General features: G+C 52.3%; 27 protein-coding genes. All 27 read left to right on the top strand.

What is annotated here, in order from left to right:
* Window positions 1-8 precede the first annotated feature (8 nt).
* The 27 genes from KF749_03395 (at window position 9) to KF749_03265 (ending at window position 25,189) form a co-directional block, all read left to right on the top strand.
* Window positions 9-902: a hypothetical protein gene (locus KF749_03395; protein ID MBX2990195.1), complete on the top strand. Its 894-nt coding sequence runs from the start codon at window positions 9-11 to the stop codon at window positions 900-902.
* Between the two features lie 119 nt (window positions 903-1,021).
* The gene (locus KF749_03390) at window positions 1,022-1,555 is read left to right on the top strand and encodes a cytochrome C554 (GenBank protein ID MBX2990194.1); all 534 of its coding nucleotides are present in this window, start codon (window positions 1,022-1,024) and stop codon (window positions 1,553-1,555) included.
* Window positions 1,556-1,668: 113 nt separating this feature from the next.
* Window positions 1,669-3,165: a NapC/NirT family cytochrome c gene (locus KF749_03385; protein ID MBX2990193.1), complete on the top strand. Its 1,497-nt coding sequence runs from the start codon at window positions 1,669-1,671 to the stop codon at window positions 3,163-3,165.
* A gap of 114 nt (window positions 3,166-3,279) precedes the next feature.
* A complete protein-coding gene (locus KF749_03380) occupies window positions 3,280-3,735 on the top strand; it encodes a Rieske 2Fe-2S domain-containing protein (protein MBX2990192.1) in 456 nt (151 codons plus the stop codon).
* Between the two features lie 8 nt (window positions 3,736-3,743).
* Window positions 3,744-4,811 (top strand): cytochrome bc complex cytochrome b subunit, encoded by a 1,068-nt coding sequence (locus KF749_03375; GenBank protein MBX2990191.1) that lies wholly within the window; start codon window positions 3,744-3,746, stop codon window positions 4,809-4,811.
* Complete coding sequence (locus tag KF749_03370; GenBank protein MBX2990190.1) at window positions 4,808-6,271, top strand: ammonia-forming cytochrome c nitrite reductase subunit c552; 1,464 nt, start codon at window positions 4,808-4,810, stop codon at window positions 6,269-6,271. Before KF749_03375 ends, KF749_03370 begins: the two co-directional genes overlap by 4 nt.
* A 296-nt stretch (window positions 6,272-6,567) precedes the next feature.
* On the top strand, window positions 6,568-7,854 hold the full coding sequence (locus tag KF749_03365; protein MBX2990189.1) for a hypothetical protein: 1,287 nt from the start codon (window positions 6,568-6,570) through the stop codon (window positions 7,852-7,854).
* Window positions 7,855-8,074: 220 nt separating this feature from the next.
* Window positions 8,075-9,157: a cytochrome C gene (locus KF749_03360; GenBank protein ID MBX2990188.1), complete on the top strand. Its 1,083-nt coding sequence runs from the start codon at window positions 8,075-8,077 to the stop codon at window positions 9,155-9,157.
* Window positions 9,158-9,228: 71 nt separating this feature from the next.
* Window positions 9,229-10,386: a hypothetical protein gene (locus KF749_03355; protein MBX2990187.1), complete on the top strand. Its 1,158-nt coding sequence runs from the start codon at window positions 9,229-9,231 to the stop codon at window positions 10,384-10,386.
* A gap of 13 nt (window positions 10,387-10,399) precedes the next feature.
* Window positions 10,400-11,476, top strand: coding sequence for a CxxxxCH/CxxCH domain-containing protein (locus KF749_03350; GenBank protein MBX2990186.1), 1,077 nt, complete (start codon window positions 10,400-10,402; stop codon window positions 11,474-11,476).
* A gap of 538 nt (window positions 11,477-12,014) precedes the next feature.
* Window positions 12,015-12,779, top strand: a complete 765-nt coding sequence (locus KF749_03345; GenBank protein ID MBX2990185.1) for a TonB family protein — start codon at window positions 12,015-12,017, stop codon at window positions 12,777-12,779.
* A gap of 45 nt (window positions 12,780-12,824) precedes the next feature.
* Window positions 12,825-13,172, top strand: a complete 348-nt coding sequence (locus KF749_03340; GenBank protein ID MBX2990184.1) for a hypothetical protein — start codon at window positions 12,825-12,827, stop codon at window positions 13,170-13,172.
* 9 nt (window positions 13,173-13,181) lie between these two features.
* Window positions 13,182-13,454, top strand: a complete 273-nt coding sequence (locus KF749_03335; GenBank protein MBX2990183.1) for a hypothetical protein — start codon at window positions 13,182-13,184, stop codon at window positions 13,452-13,454.
* Window positions 13,455-13,636: 182 nt separating this feature from the next.
* Window positions 13,637-15,877 carry a cytochrome c biogenesis protein CcsA gene (gene ccsA / locus KF749_03330; protein ID MBX2990182.1) on the top strand — a complete coding sequence of 747 codons (2,241 nt, stop codon included), beginning with the start codon at window positions 13,637-13,639 and terminating at the stop codon, window positions 15,875-15,877.
* A 5-nt stretch (window positions 15,878-15,882) separates the two neighbouring features.
* Window positions 15,883-16,161: a ferredoxin gene (locus KF749_03325; GenBank protein ID MBX2990181.1), complete on the top strand. Its 279-nt coding sequence runs from the start codon at window positions 15,883-15,885 to the stop codon at window positions 16,159-16,161.
* The gene (locus tag KF749_03320; protein MBX2990180.1) at window positions 16,142-17,221 is read left to right on the top strand and encodes a hypothetical protein; all 1,080 of its coding nucleotides are present in this window, start codon (window positions 16,142-16,144) and stop codon (window positions 17,219-17,221) included. Before KF749_03325 ends, KF749_03320 begins: the two co-directional genes overlap by 20 nt.
* Before the next feature lie 22 nt (window positions 17,222-17,243).
* Window positions 17,244-18,566, top strand: a complete 1,323-nt coding sequence (locus KF749_03315; protein MBX2990179.1) for a PLP-dependent transferase — start codon at window positions 17,244-17,246, stop codon at window positions 18,564-18,566.
* 25 nt (window positions 18,567-18,591) lie between these two features.
* On the top strand, window positions 18,592-19,929 hold the full coding sequence (locus KF749_03310; GenBank protein MBX2990178.1) for an acetyl-CoA hydrolase/transferase family protein: 1,338 nt from the start codon (window positions 18,592-18,594) through the stop codon (window positions 19,927-19,929).
* 25 nt (window positions 19,930-19,954) lie between these two features.
* Window positions 19,955-20,233: a 4Fe-4S dicluster domain-containing protein gene (locus KF749_03305; protein MBX2990177.1), complete on the top strand. Its 279-nt coding sequence runs from the start codon at window positions 19,955-19,957 to the stop codon at window positions 20,231-20,233.
* Window positions 20,234-20,269: 36 nt separating this feature from the next.
* Window positions 20,270-20,437 (top strand): hypothetical protein, encoded by a 168-nt coding sequence (locus KF749_03300; GenBank protein MBX2990176.1) that lies wholly within the window; start codon window positions 20,270-20,272, stop codon window positions 20,435-20,437.
* Window positions 20,438-20,561: 124 nt separating this feature from the next.
* Window positions 20,562-21,737 carry a 3-methyl-2-oxobutanoate dehydrogenase subunit VorB gene (locus KF749_03295; protein MBX2990175.1) on the top strand — a complete coding sequence of 392 codons (1,176 nt, stop codon included), beginning with the start codon at window positions 20,562-20,564 and terminating at the stop codon, window positions 21,735-21,737.
* Between the two features lies 1 nt (window position 21,738).
* Complete coding sequence (locus KF749_03290) at window positions 21,739-22,521, top strand: 2-oxoglutarate oxidoreductase (GenBank protein ID MBX2990174.1); 783 nt, start codon at window positions 21,739-21,741, stop codon at window positions 22,519-22,521.
* A 56-nt stretch (window positions 22,522-22,577) separates the two neighbouring features.
* Window positions 22,578-23,312, top strand: a complete 735-nt coding sequence (locus tag KF749_03285; GenBank protein ID MBX2990173.1) for a hypothetical protein — start codon at window positions 22,578-22,580, stop codon at window positions 23,310-23,312.
* Window positions 23,313-23,330: 18 nt separating this feature from the next.
* Window positions 23,331-23,879 carry a 2-oxoacid:acceptor oxidoreductase family protein gene (locus tag KF749_03280; protein ID MBX2990172.1) on the top strand — a complete coding sequence of 183 codons (549 nt, stop codon included), beginning with the start codon at window positions 23,331-23,333 and terminating at the stop codon, window positions 23,877-23,879.
* Between the two features lie 86 nt (window positions 23,880-23,965).
* Window positions 23,966-24,214 (top strand): hypothetical protein, encoded by a 249-nt coding sequence (locus KF749_03275; GenBank protein ID MBX2990171.1) that lies wholly within the window; start codon window positions 23,966-23,968, stop codon window positions 24,212-24,214.
* Window positions 24,215-24,229: 15 nt separating this feature from the next.
* Window positions 24,230-24,481, top strand: coding sequence for a hypothetical protein (locus tag KF749_03270; GenBank protein ID MBX2990170.1), 252 nt, complete (start codon window positions 24,230-24,232; stop codon window positions 24,479-24,481).
* Between the two features lie 132 nt (window positions 24,482-24,613).
* Window positions 24,614-25,189, top strand: coding sequence for a hypothetical protein (locus KF749_03265; protein ID MBX2990169.1), 576 nt, complete (start codon window positions 24,614-24,616; stop codon window positions 25,187-25,189).
* The last annotated feature ends 101 nt before the right edge of the window (window positions 25,190-25,290 follow it).

Here is a 25,290-nt window from a genome sequence, read left to right as displayed (position 1 = left end):
GTTCATCCATGGAAAATGCTTCACATGCAGCAGAGGGTGTAGCGCCGAAGCCAGCAATTGTTGAAGTTGTTGCAGGAGAGAAGCAGTTTCTCCGCTTCTCGCGTCTCAACAGAACTCTGCATATTATCATGATTGTCAGCTTCATGAGTCTCGCACTCACCGGCATGACTCTGAAATTCTCGTACACGGGCTGGGCTGTGATTTTGGGGAAATTCTTTGGCGGCTTTGAGTCTGCGGGGTACATTCACCGGTTCGCCGCGGTGTTGATGGTAGGGATTTTTGTAGCCCACATCACGAATCTTGTTCAGAGAAGACGAAAAGAATTTGGATCCTGGAAAGCTCTTCTCTTTGGCCCGGATTCCATGCTCTTTAATAAAAAAGATTGGCAGGATTTCGTCGGCAACATTAAATGGTTTCTTGGCAAAGGGCCGCGCCCGAAGTACGGGCGATGGACATATTGGGAGAAGTTCGACTACTTCGCCGTGTTTTGGGGAATCTTTGTAATCGGCTCAACCGGGTTTATGTTATGGTTTTCAGAGTTTTTTACACGATTCATGCCCGGGCAGGTATTGAATGTCGCCACTATAATTCACAGCGATGAAGCCTTGCTCGCGGTCGGTTTCATCTTCACCGTGCATTTCTTCAACACGCACCTGCGTCCGGAAAAATTCCCGATGGATATTTGTGTGTTCAGCGGCCGGATGGATTTTGAAGAATTCAAGCGCGATAAGCCGCTGGAATACGAAGCTCTTGTAGAAAGCGGCGAGTTGGAGAAACATCTGGTCGAACCGTATCCGCCGATTGTCATCAGAGCTATACGCGTATTCGGTTGGACTGCACTCACGATCGGATTCAGCATTGTTGTGTGGATTATTTATGCAATGCTGTTCGCATACCAGTGATGTTCTTCCCGGTGTGCCGACAGCACAAAGGAATTGAATTTTGCAGTCTAATGTTATACCTTAACGTGGAGATGGTTGACTCCATTTCAACAACACAAGCCAAAAGGAGGACAATATCGATGAGAACAACCCGGTTCGTATTTCTGTGTATGGCAATGCTTGTTCTGGTTATGGGGACAAGCCTTGCACAAAATAAATTCAGCGGTGCAAAAATGTGCGCCGCGTGCCATAAAGGCGGCAAAGGCGGAACAGCATACACCGTATGGGAGAAAAGCGCCCACGCAAACGCATACAAAACGCTTCTGAGCGAAGAGTCGAAGAAGATCGCCAAAGACAAAGGCCTGAAAGCAGCCCCGCACGAGGCACCCGAATGCTTGAAATGCCACGTGACCGGCGGCGGTATGGCGAAGAACGTTGAAGCCAGCTTCAAAAAGGAAGAAGGCGTGACATGCGAATCGTGCCACGGCGCGGCATCGGCGTACAAGATGCTTCACAGCAAAGGCGACCTGGCAAAATCGAAGGAAGCCGGCTTGATTGTGGCCGAGAAGAACGAAAAAGCCTGTATCACATGCCACAACTCCGAAAGCCCGACGTTCAAGGGCTTCAAGTTCGATACAGAATGGGCCAAGATCGCCCACGCAACCAAGAAATAGAATTATCATAATCTCCGATCGTGCGAAGGGTCTGGAAAAACCCATTTATTCAGACTCTTCGCGCTATATGCAATGGGAATATTTTCCCGACACTTCCCAATCCAACAATCCACATGAAACGAAAACTGCCCGATAGTTTTTATAACCCGATAACCATAACCGGGACGGCGCTTGCGGTTGCCAGCTTTGCAACCATCCTCTTTCTCACGTTCATTGAAGTGTTTCAGGAGCATGCCCCGGCATACATCGGCATTATTTCGTATGTGATGCTGCCGATTCCGCTTGTTCTCGGGCTCGTTCTTATCCCCTTGGGAATATGGCGGGAAAAACGCCGACGCGCCAAGGGCCTTCCGGCGAGTCGTATGTCATTCCTGGTCGATCTGAACAACCCGCGACAGCGCTCGGCGATTACAGTGTTCTCAGCCGGGACGGTTCTCTTTCTGCTGTTTACGGCATACGGAAGTTACCGGTCATTCGAGTGGACCGAGTCAACGGAATTCTGCGGAGAGGCGTGCCACTCTGTAATGGAGCCCGAGTTTGTTGCGTACCAGAACTCGCCTCATGCCCGCGTAAAATGTGTCGACTGCCATGTCGGTTCGGGTGCCGGTTGGTATGTAAGATCGAAATTGTCGGGGGCGTACCAGGTGTACGCTGTTGCAGTAAATAACTATCCCCGCCCGATTCCTACACCGATTGCGAATTTGCGACCCGCTCAAGAGACGTGCGAACAATGTCACTGGCCGTCGCATTTTGCAGGCGAGAAGAAGTACGTGAATACATACTTCAAATCGGACGAGGAAAACACGCGCTGGACGATCGCCTTGCTGATGAAAACCGGCGGCGGCAGCACCGACCGGGGCCCCACGAGCGGTATTCACTGGCATATGAATATTGCCAACGAGGTGACGTACGCTGCAACCGACAGCCAGAGGCAGGTAATTCCGTGGGTGCGCATGATGAACAAGAACACGGGTGAGGTAACTGAGTACTTCTCCACTGAGGAAAATATTTCTGAAGAAGAGCTGGCGAAGCTACCGAAGAACAAGATGGATTGCATCGATTGCCACAACCGGCCGTCACACATCTACAGGCCTCCCGTCCGCATTGTCGACCAGAGCATGACGTTGGGGCGTATCAGTACGGAATTACCGAACGTGCGCGCAACGTCTGTTAATGCTCTCGTACAGCCCTACTCATCAACCGCTGCGGCGATGGACAGTATTCCGCTGTTGTTACGCGAATATTACCGCGACAACTATCCCTCTGTAGCAAGCGAGAAAGAAGAAGTGATCCGGCTTGCTTCCGAGGAATTGAAGTTGCAGTACAGTCGCAATTTCTTTCCCCGCATGAAAGTGAGTTGGAAAGCATATCCCAACAATGTCGATCACATGACGAACATCGGCTGCTTCCGTTGCCACGGAGGCAAGCATGTGAGTCCCGGAGGAAAAACAATCTCCAGCGATTGCAACACATGCCACACAATTCTCTATCAGGGTACCGCCCCCGTTCCGACAACACTGAACATTGCGGGACTTGAGTTCGAGCATCCCGAAGACATAGGCGATACCTGGAAGGAAACGTTGTGCCGGGATTGCCATTCCGGGCAATAGGGTCTTGTTCATGCGATCCTGAATTCCGGAGAGAGAACAATCCAAACATTGTGAAATGGAAAGCATCAACCGAAGCGATTGCCGTAAGTCCAACTGACATTTTGGAGGTCATTCATGACCAGCGATCCCGACGATCACGTACAACCCGGGAAACGTGATTTTCTGAAACTCATTCTCGGCGGCAGCCTCGTCGCATGGGCTGCCTCGATTCTCTATCCGCTCTTTGCATATCTCAAACCACCCAAGCAAGCCGAAGTTGAAGTAACAAGCGTTAAAGTCGGCACACTGTCCTCGATTGAAAAAGACAGCGGCATGATCGTCCGGTTCGGCAATAAGCCTGTTATTCTCGTCCGCTCGGCCGCCGGTGAACTCCGTGCGTTCGATGCAACATGCACCCATCTCGATTGTACGGTGCAGTACCACAAGGAGATGGGCGTTATCTGGTGTGCGTGCCACAACGGCAAGTATGATTTCAACGGCCGTAATATAGCCGGCCCGCCGCCTCGACCTCTTGATGAATACCGGGTTGTGCTGCAAGGAGAGGAGGTTCTCATCTCGAAGAAATCATGAAAACCTTCCTGACAAAACTCTATGCATGGGTTGATGAGCGTGTACAGCTCGAAGACCTCGTCCATTTCATGGGAAAGAAATATGTTCCCGTGCACCGGCATTCCGTGTGGTATTATTTTGGCGGTATCACGCTGTTTCTTTTTCTCATCCAGGTTGTGACAGGAATTCTTCTCCTCCTGTACTACAAAAGCGGGGAAGAACTTGCTTTCGAGAGCATTCAGTTCATCATGTCGAAAGTGCAGTTTGGTTGGCTGATTCGCTCGATTCACAGCTGGGCTGCAAACCTGTTTATCCTTGCGGCGATGGTTCATATGTTCAGCGTTTTCTTCGAGAGGGCATATCGGAAACCGCGTGAACTCACGTGGCTTACCGGGATGCTGATGCTGTTTCTCGGTCTCGGCTTCGGATTCAGCGGCTACCTGCTTCCGTGGAATGAACTCGCCTTCTTCGCAACCAAAGTCGGCACCGATATCGCGGGCGTAGTACCGGTAATCGGCAAACCGATTATGATCTTCCTTCGGGGAGGAGAAGATGTAACCGGAGCGACACTCTCACGGTTCTTCGGTTTTCATGTTGCAGTCTTTCCGGGAATTTTTACCGTGCTGTTGGGGATTCACCTGCTGCTTGTTCAACGACAAGGCATGAGCGAGCCGATTGGAGCGGAGAGTGGAGCCGCGGCAACACAAACGACGATGCCGTTCTTTCCCAATTTCCTGCTCAGAGATCTTCTTCTTTGGCTCATTGTGTTGAATATTCTGGCGATTCTTGCGGTGTTCTTTCCGTGGGAATTGGGGCAGAAGGCCGACCCGTTTGCTCCCGCTCCGGCGGGAATTCTGCCCGAATGGTATTTCCTGTTCATGTTCCAGACACTCAAGATGATCCCTGCGCACGTCTGGTTCATTGACGGAGAAGTACTTGGGATAGTGACATTCGGGATTGCGGGCTTGCTCTGGATGCTGGTTCCTTTCTGGGACAGAAAAAGCGCCCGCGGCGAGCAGAACCGGACCATTACATACATCGGAATATTTGTAGTCGGGTACATCATTATTCTCACTATTCTCGGGTGGCTGCTATGAAACAACTCGCTGCAATATCGGTGTTGCTGGTTGTGTGTGCAGGCTACTCGCACGGAGCGGATGAATGTGTGAAGTGCCATCAATTGTTGGGAGACAAGCCGACGCAACTGTTCAAGAAGGATATTCACGCCTCAAAGGGAATCTCGTGTGCGGATTGCCACGGCGGAAACCCCAAATCTGACGACATGGAACGCGCAATGAGCAAAGCCGCCGGGTTCATCGGCATACCGAAGGGCGATGCGATTTCCGAAGCGTGCGCGAAATGTCATGCGGATGAAGCAACGATGAAATCATTCGGCTCGGCACTGCCTGTAAACCAATGGAAGTTCTTGCAGACAAGCGTTCACGGTAAATTAGCCGTGACGGGAAAGGAACATATCGCGCAATGTACAACATGCCATGGCGCGCACGGCATAGTGTCGGCGAAGAACCCTGCTTCTCCCGTGCACCCGTTGCATGTAGTGAAGACATGCGCAACGTGTCATTCCAATGCCGTTTATATGCGGTCGTACAACCCGTCGTTGCCTGTCGATCAGATGGAGAAATATAGAACAAGTATCCACGGCATGCGCAACGCGAAGGGGGATGCAAAAGTGGCGGAATGCGCAAGCTGTCATGGCGCGCATGACATCCGCTCGGCAAAGGACCTGAAGTCGAAAGTGTACGCGACAAACCTGCCGGCAACATGCGGCTCATGCCACAGCAACGCGGAGTACATGAAGGAGTATGGCATTCCGACTGACCAGCTTGAGAAATTCTCCTCAAGTGTGCACGGCATTGCATTGCTGCAAAAGCACGATCTCGGCGCGCCTGCGTGCAACAGTTGTCACGGCAACCATGCAGCGACTCCCCCCGGCGTCGAGTCCATTTCGAAAGTGTGTGGCACATGCCATGCGTTGAATGCGGACTTGTTCTCCGCGAGTCCGCACAAAAGGGCGTTCGATGATCTACTGCTGCCTGAATGCGAGACCTGTCACGGCAATCATGAAATCGTCGCTGCGACGAATGAGCTTCTTGGTACGGCGCCCGAAGCAACATGCGGCAGATGTCACAGTGAAGAAGACAACGCAAAGGGATTTCAAGCGGCGGCGTTGATGCGGCTTCTTGCCGACAGTCTTGAATCGGATGAACAACGGGCTCAACGGCTGGTCGATGAAGCCGAGCAAAAAGGGATGGAGATCAGCGAAGCAAAATACAAACTCCGCGACGCACGACAAGCGCGATTGGAAGCACGGACGATGGTACATGCTTTTGACAGCGAGAAGTTCAGCGAGGTGATCGGAAAAGGGCTTGCCGTTGCCTCAACAGTGCACGGCGAGGCACACGCTGCGGTTGACGAGTATTATTTCCGTCGTTTCGGCTTGGGGATAGCGACCTTGATTCTGTCAGTTTTGGTTGTTTCATTATACCTGACCATTCGACGCATTGAGAAAAAGCAGCAGAAAGCAACTGTTCTCTGAGAAGCACAAGGAGGTGCTGGGTGGGCGAACACTTCCGGGGTTCGGCGCTTCATTCTCCAGATGGTCGGCCCGCTAAGAGCGATATCTTTTTCGATTACAGCGCACACATTCCCGATAAGAGTTCTTATTTGTCGGAAATCCCAAAGAAGTTCTCTTAAAAATTGGAATCCGGAAGCCTTGGCATGTCGGGAAGTTGGCTTTCTTTGATATAAATTCGCCACTTTTGGCTCATTAACCGTGGCACACGGGTTGCCGTGCAACAGACATATCCTATCTCAAACACTACTGAGATACCTATGAAAACGTTCACTCCTTTCGTTCTTTCTTTCGCACTTATTTCGTTCCTGGTTCAAGCGAGTGCCCCGGCGCAGGTCATCAACGGTCGCTTAATCGGCTCGTTCTACACGTACGAGAAGTACGATACGGTCGATGTCTCGAAGAGATTTGTGCGCGGGTTCCAGTCCGCGATTCTCGATGCGGCGTTCTCCGACTTCAGTATTCACACGCACTTCCAAGTATCGGGAATGTTGCAGAAGACGCTCGATGAACGTCCCGACTATCGCTTTTACTATGTGTACGGACAGTGGAAGAATATTTTCAACACTGCTGATCTTTCGTTCGGACGTGTTCCGTATTTTGCCGGTGTGGGCAATGGGACCATCGATGGCGGATTGCTGACACTCCGTTTTGCGGAAAATAAATTCCGGTTTACAGCCTACGGCGGTCAAACGACTCCGGTTGAGTACGAATTGCGCGAGTGGAAGAAGTTGAAAAACAATTTTACCGTTGGCGGCCAGTTCCTCGTGAATGCAATCGAGAATGCACGCGTAGGCATCAGCTATATCAACCGCAATCGTGAGCGAATCGGATATTGGGCCTCCCGTGCCGACTCGCTGTTCAATCCCTTTCTTGTCTATGTCATGCCCGAAACAGAAAAGGAACAATACGTCAGCGGCGATGTGTCGTACCGGTTCGGCGCTTCCCGTGTGTACGGCAGGTATGATTATGATTTGAATTTCAAGAAAATGCAGCGCGGCCAGTTGGGTATCCGGCTTGGCTTGTTCGATGACCTGAGTGTCAGCGGCGACTTCATTCGTCGTGAGCCGCGGGTGATGTACAATTCGTTCTTCTCGCTGTTCGATTTGAAGTCGGTGGATGAATTTGAGCTCGGCGCCGATTACATCATGTTCCCCGACGTGCGGGCGTTTGCCCGCGGCGCGTACGTGAAGTACTCCGACGACAAGGGTTTCCGCTATACGGTGGGCCTTGTCCACCGCTACATCGGATTGTCGTATCGCGGTACAACAGGGTATGCCGGCGAGCAGGATAATGCAAGCATCCAGGCAACGTACCCCTTCTTCGACAATATGTTCGTCCCCTCGCTGGGGGTTGCGTACATCACGTACAAACTGGACAAGTACGCAAAGCGTGAAGAGGGCATTGCAACAACTCTCGGCGCAACGTTTCGTCCCATGTCGCAGCTTTCGTTCGACCTGCAGGGACAGTGGCTGCAGAACAAAATTGTCCGTAGTGACATCCGTGTTTTTGGAAAGGTCAACTACTGGTTTACAACGCAGTTCTGATAGGCTGTGAATCAAAGACACAAATGACGCGCAAAGAACTCTGCATGAACACTGAGAGAAATAACCCGCAATACAACTTTGTGGCGAATTATCCGCCTGACGTTGCACGGCATGCGGAACAGCCGTTGGCTGAGTGTCTTTTTCCTGTCTGCCTCCATGTAACCATGGAGGCAGACGCGATTTTTTCTATGGTTGAGTTTCCAAGTAAAGGGATAAGATTATGATACGCCGATACATCATACTTCTCGTTGCATGTGCCGTCGGGCTTGGCGTTGTTGTTCTTTCGGAGAAATCTCCGCTGAGTGCAGGAGGGAGTTCTCCTGAAGTGGGCAGAGTCCCGACGGTGAAATTCTCGCACGAGTTCCACATCAAAGAAGCGGGAATTGAAGATTGCGCAACCTGCCACGCGGCCGCGAAAACCAGCAAACTCACATCCGACAATCTCGCAGCCAATCATGATGCATGTATCACTTGCCATGAGGAACAGGTAAACGATCCGGAAATGATTCAATGCGGGTACTGCCACAAAAACACCAGTGATTTCCAGGCTGCACCGCAGGTGAAACGGGACCTGATTTTCTCGCATGAAGCACACGTTGCGATGGAGGGGGTTGAATGCGCCACGTGCCACGCCGGCGTGGAAAACGTCGCCAACGTATCGGCGGCGAATTTCCCCTCGATGGCGACCTGCAACACATGCCACAACGACCGGAAGGCCACGAATACCTGCGAAGCCTGCCACACGAATTTTGTTACTTTGATTCCTCCCGACCATGAACGATCCGATTTCTCGAGAAACCATCGCGATATGACGCGTCTCGGAGCGTTGAACGCCGATTGCCAGATGTGTCACAAGGAAACATTCTGCCAGCAATGCCATCTCGATCCGGGATTGAAATCGTACAGCTACGGTCGCGGCAGAGATTTGGCGACAGAACCGTCACACAAAACCTCGACAAAGGATTCGCCCAGGCAAACATTATTGCAGAACGTTCACGATCTGAATTACCGCTTTACGCACGGCATTGATGCAAAAGCGAGAGAAGCAGATTGTCAATCATGCCATTCAGTGCAAACATTCTGCACAGAATGCCACAGCACGGGAGGCAACATTTCACAGCTGCGGTTTAAACCTGCATCGCATGGCATTCCGGGGTTCACGACGCTCGGACGCGGCTCAGGCGGCGGGCTGCACGCCGAAGAAGCCCGGCGCGATATGGAAACATGTATCACCTGTCATGATGTAACCGGAAGAGATCCGTCGTGTCTCACGTGCCATATGGATAATGGCCGGGTCCGGTAGAGTGTAGTTCCAGTAACAGATTGTTGAGAAAGCAAAGTCGAATATACTTCGAATCACAAGGAGACATCGTCATGAAAAAACCATTCACCCCATTAGCATTGCTTGCAGTGCTGGTCGCAGTTGCGCTTGTGCTTTTCGGTTGCGAAGGACCGGCAGGGTCCGACGGCAAGGACGGAAAGGACGGGAAAGACGGGGCCACAGGCGTTCTGAACCTCGAAGGATTTGCACCGAACATCAATTGCGGTTCATGCCATAACCCCGATATTGATACGACCTATTACCTGTGGGCACGCCGGTATCAATGGGAGCGTTCGCTGCATGCCTACGGCGGCGATCTGGAACGCAACGGCCCCGATTGCGCCGGATGTCACACGACCGAGGGTTTTATTGAACGATGGAAGAACAATTTTGCATCGCAGATCGTGGCGCCGAAGAACAACCCCAGCCCACCCGGATGCTTTGCCTGCCATTCTCCGCACTCACGGGGTGACTTCTCTCTCCGTAGTTCCAATCCGGTGACACTTGCCTCAACAATTGTTGGGTACTCCGCTGCAACGTTTGATTATGGCAAGGGAAACGTGTGTGCACAATGCCACCAGCCCCGTTCATTGAGTCCGAGGCCCGATACCTCGAAGTATGCTGCTTCCGATACCATTGTCATCACATCATCGCGATGGTACCCGCACTACGGTGTTCAGGCGCAGATGCTGATGGGCACAGGAGGCTTCCAGTTCCGGGGAACGGCGTATGAAAATTCCGGTCACACATTGAACACCGCTATCAAGGAAGAAGGTTGCGTGGCGTGCCATATGGCCTCGCAAGTCTATCCGCCCGATCTCGGTGCCGGACGCGGAGGCGGGCACACGATGAAAATCCGGTATTCGTCAACGGAAGCAGGAACAGATACGTTGTTCGTTCTGGCAGGATGTAACGTGAGCGGCTGCCACGGAACGGGCGGGTTCACGAAGGCGACGTTGCTTGCATCCGAAAAGGCAATTGAAGACTCGCTGCATTCCTTGTTCACTTTGCTGCGCCAGCGGAATTGGGTGACCGCATCGGGAAGCATCAATGCAAGTGGGGGTAACCCGTTACGAATATCCCCTGCCTACAAAGCCGGGGCTCTCTACAACTACTTCTTCATTGAACATGACATGAGCCGCGGCATGCACAATAAGAAGTATGCACAGGCATTGCTCAACTCATCTCTGCAAGCATTGCGAACACCTTAACGTGGTGACGAATATGAAAACGAGAATTGTACTTCTCACAATCATCTTTGGTGCAGCCGTTCTCTGGAATGGCTGCACAGAACTGAAGGAGGGCCTGCCCCCGGTTTCACCCGGAACGCAGGTTCACCTCGACAGCTGGCTCGACACGGCGTCGACGAATTTCCACGGCACGGTTCTTAAAACCGGCAGCGCGACCGTTGCGTCGTGCTTTGTGTGTCACGGGCAGGATTATAACGGCGGCAGCTCGCAGGTTTCCTGCATCACCTGTCATAACGCGACGGGGGCGAATATTCACGGCCGCGGATTTGAAGATCCGTCATCTCCCAACTTTCACGGCAAGGCAATTGCAGCGAACAACTGGGATATGCGTCCGTGTCAGACTTGCCACGGGGCAAGTTACGCCGGCGGTACAGTGCCTTCGTCTTGCAGAACGTGCCATAATCAACCCGGAGGACCGGAAAATTGCGTAACGTGTCATGGCACAACGAATCCTGCACCGCCGCGTGATCTCAGCGGCAACACGGCGCGGACTGCACGCGGAGTCGGTGCCCATCAGATTCATTTTCTGGGAAGTTCGCTGGCATTCCCTATTCTCTGCAACGAGTGCCATGCGGTTCCGGGGCCGACGTATGCTCCGGGTCATATCGATCAAACTCCCGGTGCTGAAGTGATTATGAATAACACACTCACCCGTACAGTCACGAACAAGCCCGGGACTCCGAACTACAGCCCGAATCTTCCCTTGTTCACACCGAACCCGGTGTACGACCCGATTACGTTGAAATGCTCGTCAACGTATTGTCACGGGAACTTCAAGAATGGGAATCCTGAGTTTGCCCCCGTGTGGAACGATCCGAGTGGAAGTCAGATGGCATGCGGCACATGTCACGGCGATGTATCCCGCCCGACGTTGATGTTGCGCGCCCTTCCGAAAACGGCGGCTGAAGGCGGGTCACATCCTCCTATTCCGCAGGGATGGACATGCGCGAATTGCCATGGCGATGTAGTCAATGCCAACACACAGATCATCAATCCCTCCAAACACATAAACGGCAAGCTCAATATCGGCGGCGCTGAGATCGACTATTGATCCGCAGCATAGTGGATGACGTGAATGTCCCGTTTGCCTTCCGGCAGACGGGACATTTCATTTTTAGGAACGGGCGCGGCGTTCTTCCCAGATTTAGGAAGGCGCAGCTTCACTTCTTGTGCATACTCTGTCATTCACTGTCCAATCATGTGTCCTCGGAATGGCACATCAATTGCCCCATCAAGTGTTGAATTGATATACATTTCGGAGTGGTTACTTCCATGCGTATTCAGATGTGCCTTGTTGCGCTCGTGTTACCCTTTCTGTTTCTCCTTCTCGTTGCCGCTGCATTTGCGCGGTAATATTCGAGCCTCTTTTCGTTCGAATTTCCGATGGAGGGCGTCCGTAGTACACCCTTTCCCTGTTTCTTTCCATCAGTTTGGATTCTCAGTATTGAGAAAATGAACGCGTTCGATTCGCTATTCTCTTCCTCTTATGGCGTTTTCCCCCTCCTTTTGCTGGCATTAGTATTGCGGTTTACATGAAAGGGGAACGGTTTCCCTGCAGGCACACGCTCGAAACGGAAGGAGTTATTACGATGAGAGATGAAGCAATCACCGCTACGGCTCAGGCCGGGGCACAAAAGATGACCTACGGACGATCGGAACTGAAGAAGGTTTTTCACAAGAACTACTTCAAGGGTATGGTGATTTCTTTTGTTGTCCACACGGTTTTCTTGGGCTCGTACTATCTGATCAAATACCTGAATGCGGAAGACGATATTCCCATGGTATCTGTGCGCATTATGAAGTACAGCGACCTTGGTCCGCCTCCGTCCATCTCGGCTGTGCCGCCGCCGCCCGCAGTTGGGGTTGCCGCAAACGTTAAGCCGTCCATCGGCGTTCCCGTCCCGGTACCCGATGCGGAAGCGACCGCCGAACAAACATTCGCCACGCAAGCCGAACTGAGTGCAACACCATCACCCGCGCTTGAGCAAGCCGCCGGAGTGGGTGAAGGCGTCCAGATACAGCAGGATATTCTCATTGATGATGATCCGGAGATGGATGCCTTCATTCCTGTTGAAAAGCAGCCGCAGATTGTCAAGCGCGTCATCCCGAAGTATCCCGATATGGCAATCCGCGCCGGACTGGAAGGGACAGTGTGGGTGAAGATTCTGGTGGATAAAGATGGCTTGCCGAAGAAAGCGGTTGTGATAAAGTCAACCGCCGAACTGTTCAACGATCCGGCGGTTGAAGCCGCTATGGGATTTGTATTCACCCCGGCAGTGATGAATCAAGGGCCGGTAAGAGTATGGGTGTCTATACCGTTTAAGTTTGCACTGAAAGACGCGGCATCCGGGTAGCAGACGAAAGCGCTTTATGCTCCGTTGAGCGAAAGGATTGTAGTTATGCCGACGCGAGAAGAATACTGGGAGGCATTTCAAGCGAGGATTTGTGTGAGGTGCCTCGATGGAAGTGGAGACGGTCACTGCCGTATCGCGGGAGACGGGTTCTGCGCAATGAAGGAATACTTGCCCGCGGTTATTGAAGCTGTCAATTCTGTGTACAGCCATTCGATTATTCCGTACGAGGAACAGTTGCGGAGGCATGTATGCGGCTCATGCAAACATCAATCGTCCAACGGAAGTTGTTCGCTGCGCGAGGAGGTTGACTGTGCGCTCGACCGGTATTTCCCGCTGATCGTGGAGGTGATTGAAGAAACTCAGAAGCGATCACATATCGCGGCAAGCAGATAGGGTGATCAGATGATTGAGTTTCTGTTTGTCATCAGCTTTCTCATCAACTTTGTGGCAATCTCGATTGCGATGCCCACAATAGTGGATACCTACCAGCGTTATAGTCGCGGCAAACTTGTCATCTGCCCTGAAAAGAAACAACAAGCAACAGTTGCAGTTTCCCCCAGGATTGCTGCCGTTTCTTCAGTTCTCATTCCCAAAGAGATACGGATTGTGAAAGCCTGCTCGTTGTGGCCTGAAATGGATTGCTGCCACCGGGCCTGCACGGCGCAAATCCGGTAATTCCTGCCTTTATCACTCCTGCAAAATGTTTCCCACGAATCGGAATTTCAACAATGTTGGAATTTTCATCACGTCAAAAAGTCGTGAATAGCGCCCGCATTTGCAGTTTGCCTGCGGCGGGCAGTGGCACACGGGTTGACCTATAGATACCGTGTGTTCATGTATTCATTCTGGAGGTTGTAATGACTGTTCTCGGTTTCTGGGTCACTGTTCTGGCGTTGGTCACTTCACTGGTGGCGAGCCTCAACTACTATCGTAATGCGAATCATCAGCGGTTCCTTCTTTATCCCGCCCGTGTCTGGATGAAGCTCAGTGTGGCAAGTATTCTTGCTGCATCGGCACTTCTTCTTGCACTCATTATCAATCACGATTTTGCAAACGGTTACGTGTACAGCTACAGTGACCGTTCGTTGCCGTTCTTTCTTCTTGCTTCGACATTCTGGGCAGGGCAGGAAGGGAGTTTTCTGTTCTGGGCACTCTGTTCATCGTTGATAGCTCTTTGGCTTTCGCCCTTTACGGCAAAACGCAAAACGGAGCCGTATGTGATGGGTGTGTTCATGGCACTTCAGTCGTTTCTCTTGTTGTTGCTCGTGGTAAAAACTCCGTTCATCCATTTGTGGGAAATGTTTCCGGATGCTGCGGTTGGTCACATGCCCCCTGACGGAAGCGGACTGAACCCGTTGTTGCAGAATTTCTGGATGGTCATCCATCCGCCGGTGCTGTTCGTCGGGTTTGCAGCGATGTCGGTGCCGTTCAGCTTCGCGGTTGCCGGCTTGTGGCGAAAGGACTATCAGGAGTGGATTCTGCAGGCATTCCCTTGGGTGCTGTTTGCCTCCGTGTCACTCGGCATGGGTCTTATCATCGGTGCGTATTGGGCGTACGGAGTGTTGGGGTGGGGTGGTTACTGGGGTTGGGACCCCGTCGAGAATTCATCGCTTGTTCCCTGGATTACGTCGGTTGCGCTTATTCATACGCTGCTCGCCCAGCGGCGTTCCGGGAAGTTTGTTCGCACGAACCTCTTCCTTGCAATCATCTCCTACTTCCTGGTGGTGTACAGCACGTTTCTCACGCGCAGCGGAGTGTTGGGCGATTCGTCCGTTCACTCGTTTGCCGATCCCGGTATGTTTGTGTATTCGTTGCTCGTGATGTACCTCGCGTTCATTGCGGCTCTCGGGCTCGGCATGATGGCGGCCCGCAGGAAAGAACTGAGACCGGAAAACGGAGAAACAGCGTTCATCAGCAGGGAAACAGCGCTTGGTGCGGGGATGATCATTCTTCTCATCAGCGCGGCTGTTGTTCTGTTCGGTACGAGTCTGCCGATTGTATCGAAAACAACCGTCGAGCCCTCGTTCTACGACAGGACCCATCTGCCCATCGGCATTGCAATCGGGTTGTTGATAGGCTTCAGTCTTTTTGTGCAATGGGGAATTGATGAGTGGAAGTCAATGCTCAAACGATCAATGATGTCCCTTCTCGCATCGGTTGTCGTTACGGCGGTGCTCTGGTTTATCGGCGTGAGGGATTGGATGTTTGCACTGTTCGCCTTCTCTGCTACGTTTGCGTTCTTCGTTAACATAGAAACCGGCGCGCGAACAATGAACGGCAACGTGTTGCTGCTCGGCGGAAAGTTTGCCCACCTCGGGCTTGCGTTGATGTTCCTCGGTATCATTGCGACGGGCAAGTACAGCAGTTCGCAACACCTTTCCCTCCCCCTCAATCAGCCGCAGCAGGTTCTCGGTTATACGATGACATACACAGGCTATCACCCGACCGGGGATGGCAAATTTGCTTTTCATGTGGCGGCGGAAAAAGATGGAAAGACATTCCTGCTCGATCCGGTCATGTTCGATGCCGGCCAGCAAGGCCTGATGCGTAACCCGGACATCGTGTCGTTTCTGACAAAGGATGTGTACGTCTCACCTGTTTCCCTGCAGCAGGACGACGCGCATGCATCACATACCCACGACACGTACACGATGCCGAAAGGCGAAACCGTTGTATGGGGTGACGTGAAAGCAAAGTTCGTCAAGTTTGATATGAATGACCATTCGCAGGAAGGAATGGCGGCAAGCTCGCAAGGTATGACCATCGGATCGGTGCTTGAATTGACTAACGGTTCGGCACGCGAAACCGTTGTCCCTGCGATGCACTATTCGGGCAACGGAGAACCCCATTACACCTCGACGCCCTCCAAGCTGGTAAACGGCGAAATCCAGCTTGTGTCATTGAATGTCGGGATGGGCACTGAGCCCTCCACGATAACAGTCACGCTCCATCGCGACGGCGAGTCTGAATCGTCAACACCGGAAACACTGGTGGTCGAAGCGAGCATCAAACCGTATATCAATCTTCTCTGGGGGGGGACGGTGATCATGACCCTCGGATTTTTCATAGCAATGTTCAAACGCTTGAAGGAGGCGTAAACACCATGAGCGAAGCGGCGAAACTACCGGAGAATGTGCCGGGAAAATATCACACAACAGAAGAGTGTGACGGCTGCGCGTACTGCGCGGCTGTGGCACCCGACAATTTCGAGTTTCACAAACCGACAAACACATACTTCGTCGGAAAGCAGCCTGTTGACAGTGAAGAAGAAGAATTGGTATTGGAGGCGAAAGAAGATTGCCCGCTCGACGCAATCCGGTCGGAAGATGAAGTGGCTGAGCCACAGCTTCAAGAAGATGATCATGGCAACAATCGAGGTTGATGATATACAAGTGATGAAGGCAGACGCGTATGATCCTTTGAGAACCCCGTATGAAGTGGAGAACCTCGCGTTTCCGCAAAACGGGCCTCATGAAGAACGGTTCACGCATTTGCTGCGATACGCAATTCTTGCACCGTCGAGCCACAACACGCAACCTTGGTTGTTCCGGCTGTTCGATAACGGGATTGCCGTGTATGCGGATTACACACGGCGGCTTCCGGTTGCCGATCCGAGCAACAGGGAATTGTTGATGGGTGTCGGAGCGGCGATTATGAATTTGCGCATTGCCGCAATTCACTTCGGGTTTGATGTCCGTGCGGATTACAATTTCAGCGGCGACAGCGAAATGCCGATTGCCTTTGTCTCCCTCTCTCCCTCGTTGCAGAGTAATCGAGACAAAAAGATTGAGCAGTTGTTTCCTGTCATTGCCCGTCGGCACACCAACCGGAATGCGTTTCTGGCGGCACGTGTTCCGGACGTAATAATGGAACGATATCGCGAAGCGAGAGAAGAATCGGAGGCTTCCATCTTCATCTCGACAGATTCGAAAAGGAATGCAGCGGTGGCAAAACTGGTAGCACACGCCGACCGCCTTCAACAGGCCGATCCGGAATTCAGAAAGGAACTCGGCGAATGGCTTCGTCCGAACGCAACACAGAAGCCCGACGGCATGACGGGCGCTTCCTTTGGAATCGGTGATTTGCCTTCGACCGTTGCGCCGTGGGCAGTGAAGACAATTGATATGGGTGGAATACGGGCAAAGCACGACGAGCGCCTCTGCCGTGAGGCGCCGGCGCTTCTCGTTCTGTATAGTGAAGATTCCATTCCGGCATGGCTTGGCGTCGGGGAAACACTGGAGGGAATTCTTCTCGGCCTGACGCGTGACGGGTTGCAATTCAGCTTCTTCAACATGCCGATCGAAATACCGGAAGCACGACTGCACCTGCAGAAGATACTCGGCTTGGGCATGTTGCCGCAACTTCTGCTCCGCATCGGGTATTCGTTGGACCAACCGGCGCCGAGTCCGAGAAGACCGGTGGAAGATTGCATTTTGCGCTGATAAACAAGTCTACGGTGATGTTATGAAATCGACAGAAAAACTCAACAAGAAAGAAGACGGCCATTCGGTTGAAGCTCATTTGATCTATGGACAATCGCAAAATCCGCGATGGGACTACAGCCACCATCTTCTCCCGCCCATCTCGTCGTCGGCAACGTTCCGTCTCGACTCGGCACAACGCGGCGCAGAGGGATTTGCGGAGTTTGCGCATTCAAGCGACGAAGTTACCGTCAGGAGTAAGGCTCCCATTTACATCTACGACAGGCTCGGCGAACCGAACAAGGATATGCTGGAAGAGAATCTCGCGTATGCTGAAGGCGGGGATGTTGCCGTTACGTTTGCAAGCGGCATGGCGGCAATCTCAGGCATTTTAGGAATGCTGACGGGAAGCGGCAGCGAGATCATTGCGCACAAAACGTTGTACGGCTGCACGTACTCGCTGTTGACGAACTGGTATCCCCGGCTCAAGATCGAAACAGCGTTTGTTGACATGACGAATCCGAATGTGATTCTCCGTCACGTCACAAAAAACACTCGTGTTGTATATCTCGAATCACCCGTCAATCCGACACTTCGCCTCATTGACTTGAAAGCCGTTGCGGATATTGTGAAAGATTTGAACCGGAACAGATCGGAAGAAGAGAGGATCTATACGGTTGTTGACAGCACGTTTGCAACACCGTTCTGCCAGCGCCCGATTTCTTTGGGGATTGACTTCGTCGTTCACTCGCTCACAAAAGCCATCGGGGGATTCGGAACCGACATCGGCGGAGTTGTCATCGGTCCGAAGTGGAGTCATGACAGGCTGATGTTGTACCGCAAAGATTTCGGCGGCGTGTTGTCGTCGAAGGCGGCGTGGCCCGTGCTTGTGCAGGGATTGCCCTCGCTGGCCGTCCGGATGCGACAAATGCAGGCAACCGCGCAAAGGGTTGCAGAGTTTCTCACAACGCGCCCGGAAATTGAATGTGTCCACTATCCGGGGTTGGCGCAATTTGGTCAAGCGGAACTGGCGCGACGCCAAATGGTTGACTACGACGGCAACTTTGCCCCGGGCGCGATGCTTTACTTCGTGATGAAGGGCGAAAGTCCGGCCGATCGCCTCAAGCGTGCAGAACGTTTCATCAACCACGTGGCGAAGCACGCGTATTGCATCACGCTTGCCGTCAGTCTCGGCAACATCAGAACGCTGATTGAGCATCCCGGTTCGATGACGCATTCGGCAATTCCTCCCGAAGAACAAATGGCGGCAGGAATGAATCCCGGCGGAATTCGCCTGGCGCCCGGACTCGAGAAACCGGAAGATATCATCAGGGATCTTGCAGTATCGTTAGACGAAACCCATTAGTTGCAGGAAAGGATCGAACAGGAGTATGCACTACAGTTCAGTTTCACCGGCAATAAAATCAAAATACGAAAGAAAATTCGTCAGTGCGGAAGAAGCCGTTTCTGTTATCCGTTCGGGCGACCGCGTCTACATTCATCCCGGCTGTGCTGTTCCGCAGGTGCTGGTGGATGCGATGGTCGGGCGCTACGAAGAGTTGTTCGATGTTGAAGTCTGTCATTTGCTCGGCGTCGGCGAAGCGGTGTATGTCCGCCCCGAGATGAAGGGACACTTCCGGCACAATGCATTCTTTATCGGAAAGAATGTCCGGAAGGCGGTCTGCGAGGGCCGGGCGGATTTCACACCGATCTTTCTTTCGGAAATTCCGTCACTGATTCAAAGCAAGAACTACCGTATTGATGTTGCGCTCATTCAGGTTTCGCCGCCCGACGAACACGGATATTGCAGTTTTGGAGTCGGTGTTGAATGCACAAAGACGGCAACAGATGTTGCAAAAGTTGTAGTTGCCCAAATCAATTCCAATATGCCCCGGACACTCGGTGATTCCTTTATTCATATCAACAAAATCGATTATTGTGTTGAGGTGGATACGCCCCTGCGCGAGCTTCCGCAGATGGAAGGTGACGAAACGCCGGAAGAATTGGAGAATTACAGGAAAATCGGCGAGAATGTTGCGAGTCTGATTGAGGACGGCTCAACGTTGCAACTCGGCATCGGACGCATCCCGGATGCAACGGTGAAGTTCCTGACCGATAGAAAACATCTCGGCATTCACTCCGAAATGGTATCGGATGGCATCATTCCGCTGATTGAGTCGGGCGTGATTACCAACCAACGGAAAACATTACTGCCCGGGAAAACCGTGACTTCGTTCGTGCTCGGTTCGCACGAATTGTTCAACTATATCGACAATAACCCGTTTATGGAGTTTCGCCCGACACAGTTCACCAACGATCCGTTTACGGTTGCGCGCAACCGTAAAATGGTTGCCGTCAACTCGGCAATCGAAATCGATTTGACCGGACAAGTGTGTGCCGACTCGATGGGCTACAAATTCTTCAGCGGTTTCGGCGGGCAAACGGATTTCATTCGTGGGGCGTCACGTTCCGAAGGAGGCAAGCCGATCATTGCCCTTCCTTCGACCGCAAAGGATGATACCGTTTCCCGCATCACGCCGCATCTGAGAGAGGGAGCCGGAGTGACAACAACGCGTGGCGATGTTCACTACGTTGTCACGGAATACGGTATTGTAAATCTTCACGGCAAATCAGTCCGTGAACGTATTGAGTTGTTGATCAGTATAGCGCATCCGAAATTCCGGCCGGAGTTGGAGGATTTCGCAAGAGAACAGTATTTCACGTGTTAGACAAGCGCAGAACCAAGGAGAACACATGGCAAAAGGAACAGTCAAATTTGAAGTTGAAACCTGCAAAGGGTGTGAGTTATGTATCGAAGCGTGTCCGCAGGGAAGCATCGAACTATCACCCCATCTCAACAAGCAAGGGTACCACTATGCGGTGCTTGTGAAGGATAACTGCACAGGCTGCGTCAACTGTGCGCTCGTGTGTCCCGATGCGGTGATTACCGTCTATCGGGAGAAAAAGAAAGGCAAAACGCCTGTTGCGACGATCAGCAACGTGAAGCAGGATATCACGGTTACAGTCTCGTAGAGCCTGGCCGAATCATTCCACCGAAAGGAGGAAACCATGGAACTCGCAGCCTTCATCAAAATCATAACGCTTGTGCTTGGCTTTCTCGCGTTCGTGTACGTGATTGCATGGGTGTTTCAGGGAACAACGGAGGAGGATGAACGGGGCCGCAGGCCGCTGTTTCCGCCGATGCGCCGGCGACGAAAGAAGACGCAGGCACGGTAGAAAGCCGGTATGACGGATGTTTCTTGAAGATGATGTATCATCCTTGATGTAAACGGCATGACGGTTCATCGTCATGTGACAAGAAGAGAAAATGTTATTTCAAAATCAGAACGCCGGAGTCAGCATGGTCGTGCCTTCGGCGTTTTGTGTTTTCACGGATGTTCAAACTGTTAATTTTCACTGCAAGAAGAAAGGAACCAACGTGGCTGACAATGACAACATCAGACTTATGAAAGGAAACGAAGCGCTTGCAGAAGCCGCTATCCGTGCGGGCTGCCAGGCGTACTTCGGCTATCCTATCACCCCGCAGTCGGAAGTGCTGGAGTACCTCGCCGACGAAGGGCGAAAGCGCGGCATGATTGTGTTGCAGGCCGAAAGTGAAGTTGCATCGATCAACATGGTGTACGGAGCTTCCGGCGCGGGCGCCCGCGTCATGACTTCGTCGTCAAGTCCCGGCATCAGTCTCATGCAGGAAGGCTTGTCATACATCGCATGTGCCGAGCTTCCCTGTCTTCTCGCGAATGTAAACCGCGGCGGACCCGGCCTCGGCACCATTCAGCCGTCGCAGGGTGATTACTTCCAGGCAACGAAAGGCGGCGGGCATGGTGACTACAGGCTTATTGTTCTCGCCCCGGCGAGCGTGCAGGAAATGGCGGACTTTGTGTTCGACGGCTTCGATCTTGCGGATAAGTATCGCAATCCGGTGATGATTCTTGCCGATGGTGCTCTCGGACAGATGATGGAGAAGGTCGAATTCCGTGAGTATGATCCCAAAGATCATGTCCCTGTGAAACCGTGGGCAACAACCGGCAAACCGGCAGAACGTCCCCGGAACATCATCACGTCGTTGCATATTCAGCCCGAAAAGATGGAAGAGATCAATCTCCATCTTCAAGAAAAATACCGCAAAGTGACGGAGAACGAGGTTCGTTACGAATTGATGGATGCAGACGATGCAGAGTTTCTCATTGTCGCGTACGGACTCGTTGCGCGCATCGCGCATCGTGCAGTAGAGTTGGCGCGTGACCAGGGAATTCGTGTCGGGCTGTTGCGGCCTCAAACCCTTTACCCGTTTCCCTCCAAAGCGTTGGCTGATCTTGCCGGGCGTGTGCAGGGAATGCTGACTGTGGAAATGAACGCCGGGCAAATGGTGGAAGATGTTCGGCTTGCCGTCGAGGGCCGCGTGCCGGTTGAGTTTTACGGACGCATGGGCGGCATTATCCCATCGCCGGAAGAAATTGTCAAAGCGCTTGACAAATTGATACGGAAGAATGTAGCACAGACCGCGGAGGCATACTGATATGTCACTCGAAACTCTCGATTTGATCGAACCCGAAATCGCAAACATGGATTGCGTGTACGAAAAACCCGACACGCTTACCGACATGCGTTTGCATTATTGTCCCGGCTGCGGACACGGCGTTGCCCATCGCGTATTGATGGAAGTGATTGATGAACTCGGCATTGCGGAGCAGACAATCGGCGTTGCGCCGGTAGGCTGCTCGGTTTTTGCCTATCACTACATGAACGTTGACATGCAGGAAGCCGCGCACGGTCGTGCATCGGCGGTGGCGACGGGAATCAAGCGCATTCTCCCTGACAAATATGTCTTCTCGTATCAGGGCGACGGGGACCTTGCGGCGATTGGAACTGCCGAGACGATTCACACCGTCAACCGTGGCGAGAATATTCTTGTGGTGTTCATCAACAACGCGATTTACGGCATGACGGGCGGGCAAATGGCTCCGACAACGCTGCTGAACATGAAAACCACAACATCGCCCGCCGGACGCACGGTGGAAACTGCCGGCTTTCCGATGAAGATTACCGAAATGGTGGCAACGCTTCCCGGCGCATACTACGTGAGCAGAAATTCCGTTCACACACCGAATGCCGTTCGCTATCTGAAGAAGGCGATCACGAAGGCATTCCAATATCAAAAAGAAAAGAAGGGAACCTGCTTCATCGAAGTCGTTTCCAACTGCCCGAGCGGCTGGAAGATGACGCCGTTGCAGGCAAACAAGTGGATGGAGGAGAATATGTTCCCGCTCTATCCTCCCGGAGAAATCAAGGTTCCGAAGTAAAAAACTTTCAACCGCTATTCAAACGGAGAGACAACACGAAGAAGGAGAATTCAATCATGCTACGCAAACACTACTCGCATATCGTCCTCGTTGTGATGCTTGCGGCCTCGTTCGGCGCAGTACGTGTTTCTGCACAGACGGAGGAAACTCAATCTCACAACTCGCTCAAGGAAGGGGCTTGGGCGTTGCAGTTTCAAATCAGCAACAACTTAACCCTTACGTCGTTCCAAGGCACAGCCATTTCTGGGAAATGCCAGTTAGGTCCCAATAGCGCACTTCGATTCGGAATTTCAATTGGAATTGATGGATCGAAGGAGGATGTAGACTATCGCTATTTCGCAGCTGATACGATGTATAGAGGAAACACTGCGGGCACGTCGAGAACAGGCCAAAACATTCAGATTGATGCACAATATCATGTTTATCCCAATCCGGAGGATGAGGTGAATCTGTACTTTGGTTTTGGACCTTTGGTATCGCATTCAAGGGCTACTCGTCAGATTGATGATCTGGATTTGCTTAATCCAGCTTCTAGTGGAAGGACATTTGAACAGCAGGGCACAACATGGTCTTTCGGAGCTTCAGGGCTCATTGGAGCTGAATGGTTTGCTTCAACGCGGTTCTCGCTTCATGCGGAGTACGGTTTGTCCGTCAGGTATTCCACGGAGACAGTGTCGGAAAAGTCGAAGAACTCCACGAACACGTTTTATGATTTCAAGTTCGAAAGAACCTCAAAGGGATGGCAGATTAGCGGCAACGCCGTCAAATTCGGCTTGAGTATTTATTTCTAATATGAATACAGGAAAAGAATGACACACGAACTACTTATCGCAGGCTTCGGCGGACAGGGCGTCCTCTCGATGGGGATGACGCTCGGTTATGCCGCTATGATTGAAAAGAAAGAAATCAGCTGGATGCCGTCGTATGGACCCGAAATGCGGGGCGGAACGGCGAACTGCATCGTGATTGTATCGGATAAGCGCATCAGCTCGCCGATCATCACGACGTTTGACACTGTCGTCGCGCTGAACCAACCCTCGCTCGACAAGTTCGAGAAGGCGGTAAAACCCGGCGGCCTGCTGATCTACGAATCCACCAACATTATCAATCCGCCGACTCGTACGGATATCGACGTGCAGCCGATAGCGGCAAGTGAAGAAGCATCGAACATGAAGAATTCGAAAATCATGAATATGATCGTGCTCGGCGCTTTCCTCGCTCGAAAAGACGTCGTTGCGTTGGATTCCGTTATGGCGGCGCTGAAGAAGGTGTTGCCCGAACGCTATCATCACTTGCTGCCGCTGAATGAGCAAGCGTTGCGCCGCGGACAGGAGTTGGTGGCGAATGTTGAAGTATAGATAAGATTACTGATTACGGATTACTGCGGAGGTTCTCCCACGGTAATCTGTAATCTCCAATTCGTAATCATAACTGAGGATGAATCATGAACATGACCTGCGTTCACTCGTGCAAAGGGCTTTGCAGCGCGCTGGAAGTCGCCGAGCATCGCGAGAAGGAAGCGATCAAAGAATACAGACGCTTTGCCGAGAACTGCGACTACCCCGATGTACGCGTCCTGCTTGAGGACATGATCAAGGACAGAGAGCATTCGCTGCGTTTGCTTCAGGAAAAACGATCGATTCTTGCAGCGAAGTTCGATGCGATTGACCGCATAACGGACAGCTTCACCTGACAAACGGAGGCAAGCATGACGCATCAGCGACATGACGACATAGATTGGAAAGAAGCGACGTTGGAGGAAATCTTCGAATTCGCAATAGCAGATGAAGAGTACGCGCGAGACTACTATAAAAATGCCGCCGCACTGGCCGGCAATCCGCACACGCGGGAGATGCTGCTGCAACTCTCCGAAATGGAACAAGGTCATGCGGATGCGTTGCGGAAGGAATTGGAGGAACTCCGCATCGAACGGCAGGAAGAAGCCGGCATGGCGGATTGAGACCGTAGAAACGGAACTCGTAACGAACTCGCAAGGAGGTGAGTTCCATCTCGACAAGCGCAAGCGGCACTACTCCACATCGCTTGCGTGCTGTGCATACAGGAGTAATCAACTCTTTCACAGGAGGCTGATATGAAACTAAACTGGACACAAATCTTTAGGCTCTTTCTTATCACGTTTGCAGGAACTGCCGCGAGTGTTGCTGTGGGATTGATTTTCTATGGCGGGAGCGTCATGAAACCGGAATCCGTGGCGTTTGCGTTCTTCTCGTTCGGGTTGAGCGGCTCATTCATTTTTGCATTCTATCACGTCCGCAACGTTTCGGAAACGGTGGTCGCAGCGATCGTTGTGAGTACGGTTCAATTCATCATCGGAACGGCGTGGTTTCCGTGGGTGAACGCGCTTGTCTGGTCGTTCGGGGTGAACATGCCTGTTGTTGCGCTCGCATTCACGTTCGAGCGCAAGCTCGCACATTTCCGCCAGGCGAAATTCACGGTTGTTGCCCTCGTGTATAGCATCATGTTTGTGTTGCTGACACTGTTGGTTGCGGTACTTACCGGAGTGGAAATGCTGCCGGCATCCCTCTTTCGCGACAACTGGGTTGACGGACTTCTCATCGGGTTGGGAATCGGCCTCGGCGTTGAAGGTGCCGAATCGCTGATTCACTCGTGGGAAGAACACAAGGCGCATTCGGCCGCGAAGGCGTAGAAGTATTCTGTTCCTTATTTACGATCGCTGATCGCCGTGATGGCGTGGGAATTCTCATCGTCCATCGTGGCGATGTGCATCGCTGTAGAACTATCTATACT

It is taken from the genome of Bacteroidota bacterium, from assembly GCA_019637975.1.
Classification (GTDB): Bacteria; Bacteroidota; Ignavibacteria; order UBA10030; family UBA6906; genus CAADGV01.
Note: the sequence above shows the minus strand (reverse complement) of the source record. Positions and strands in the feature narration are given on the sequence as shown.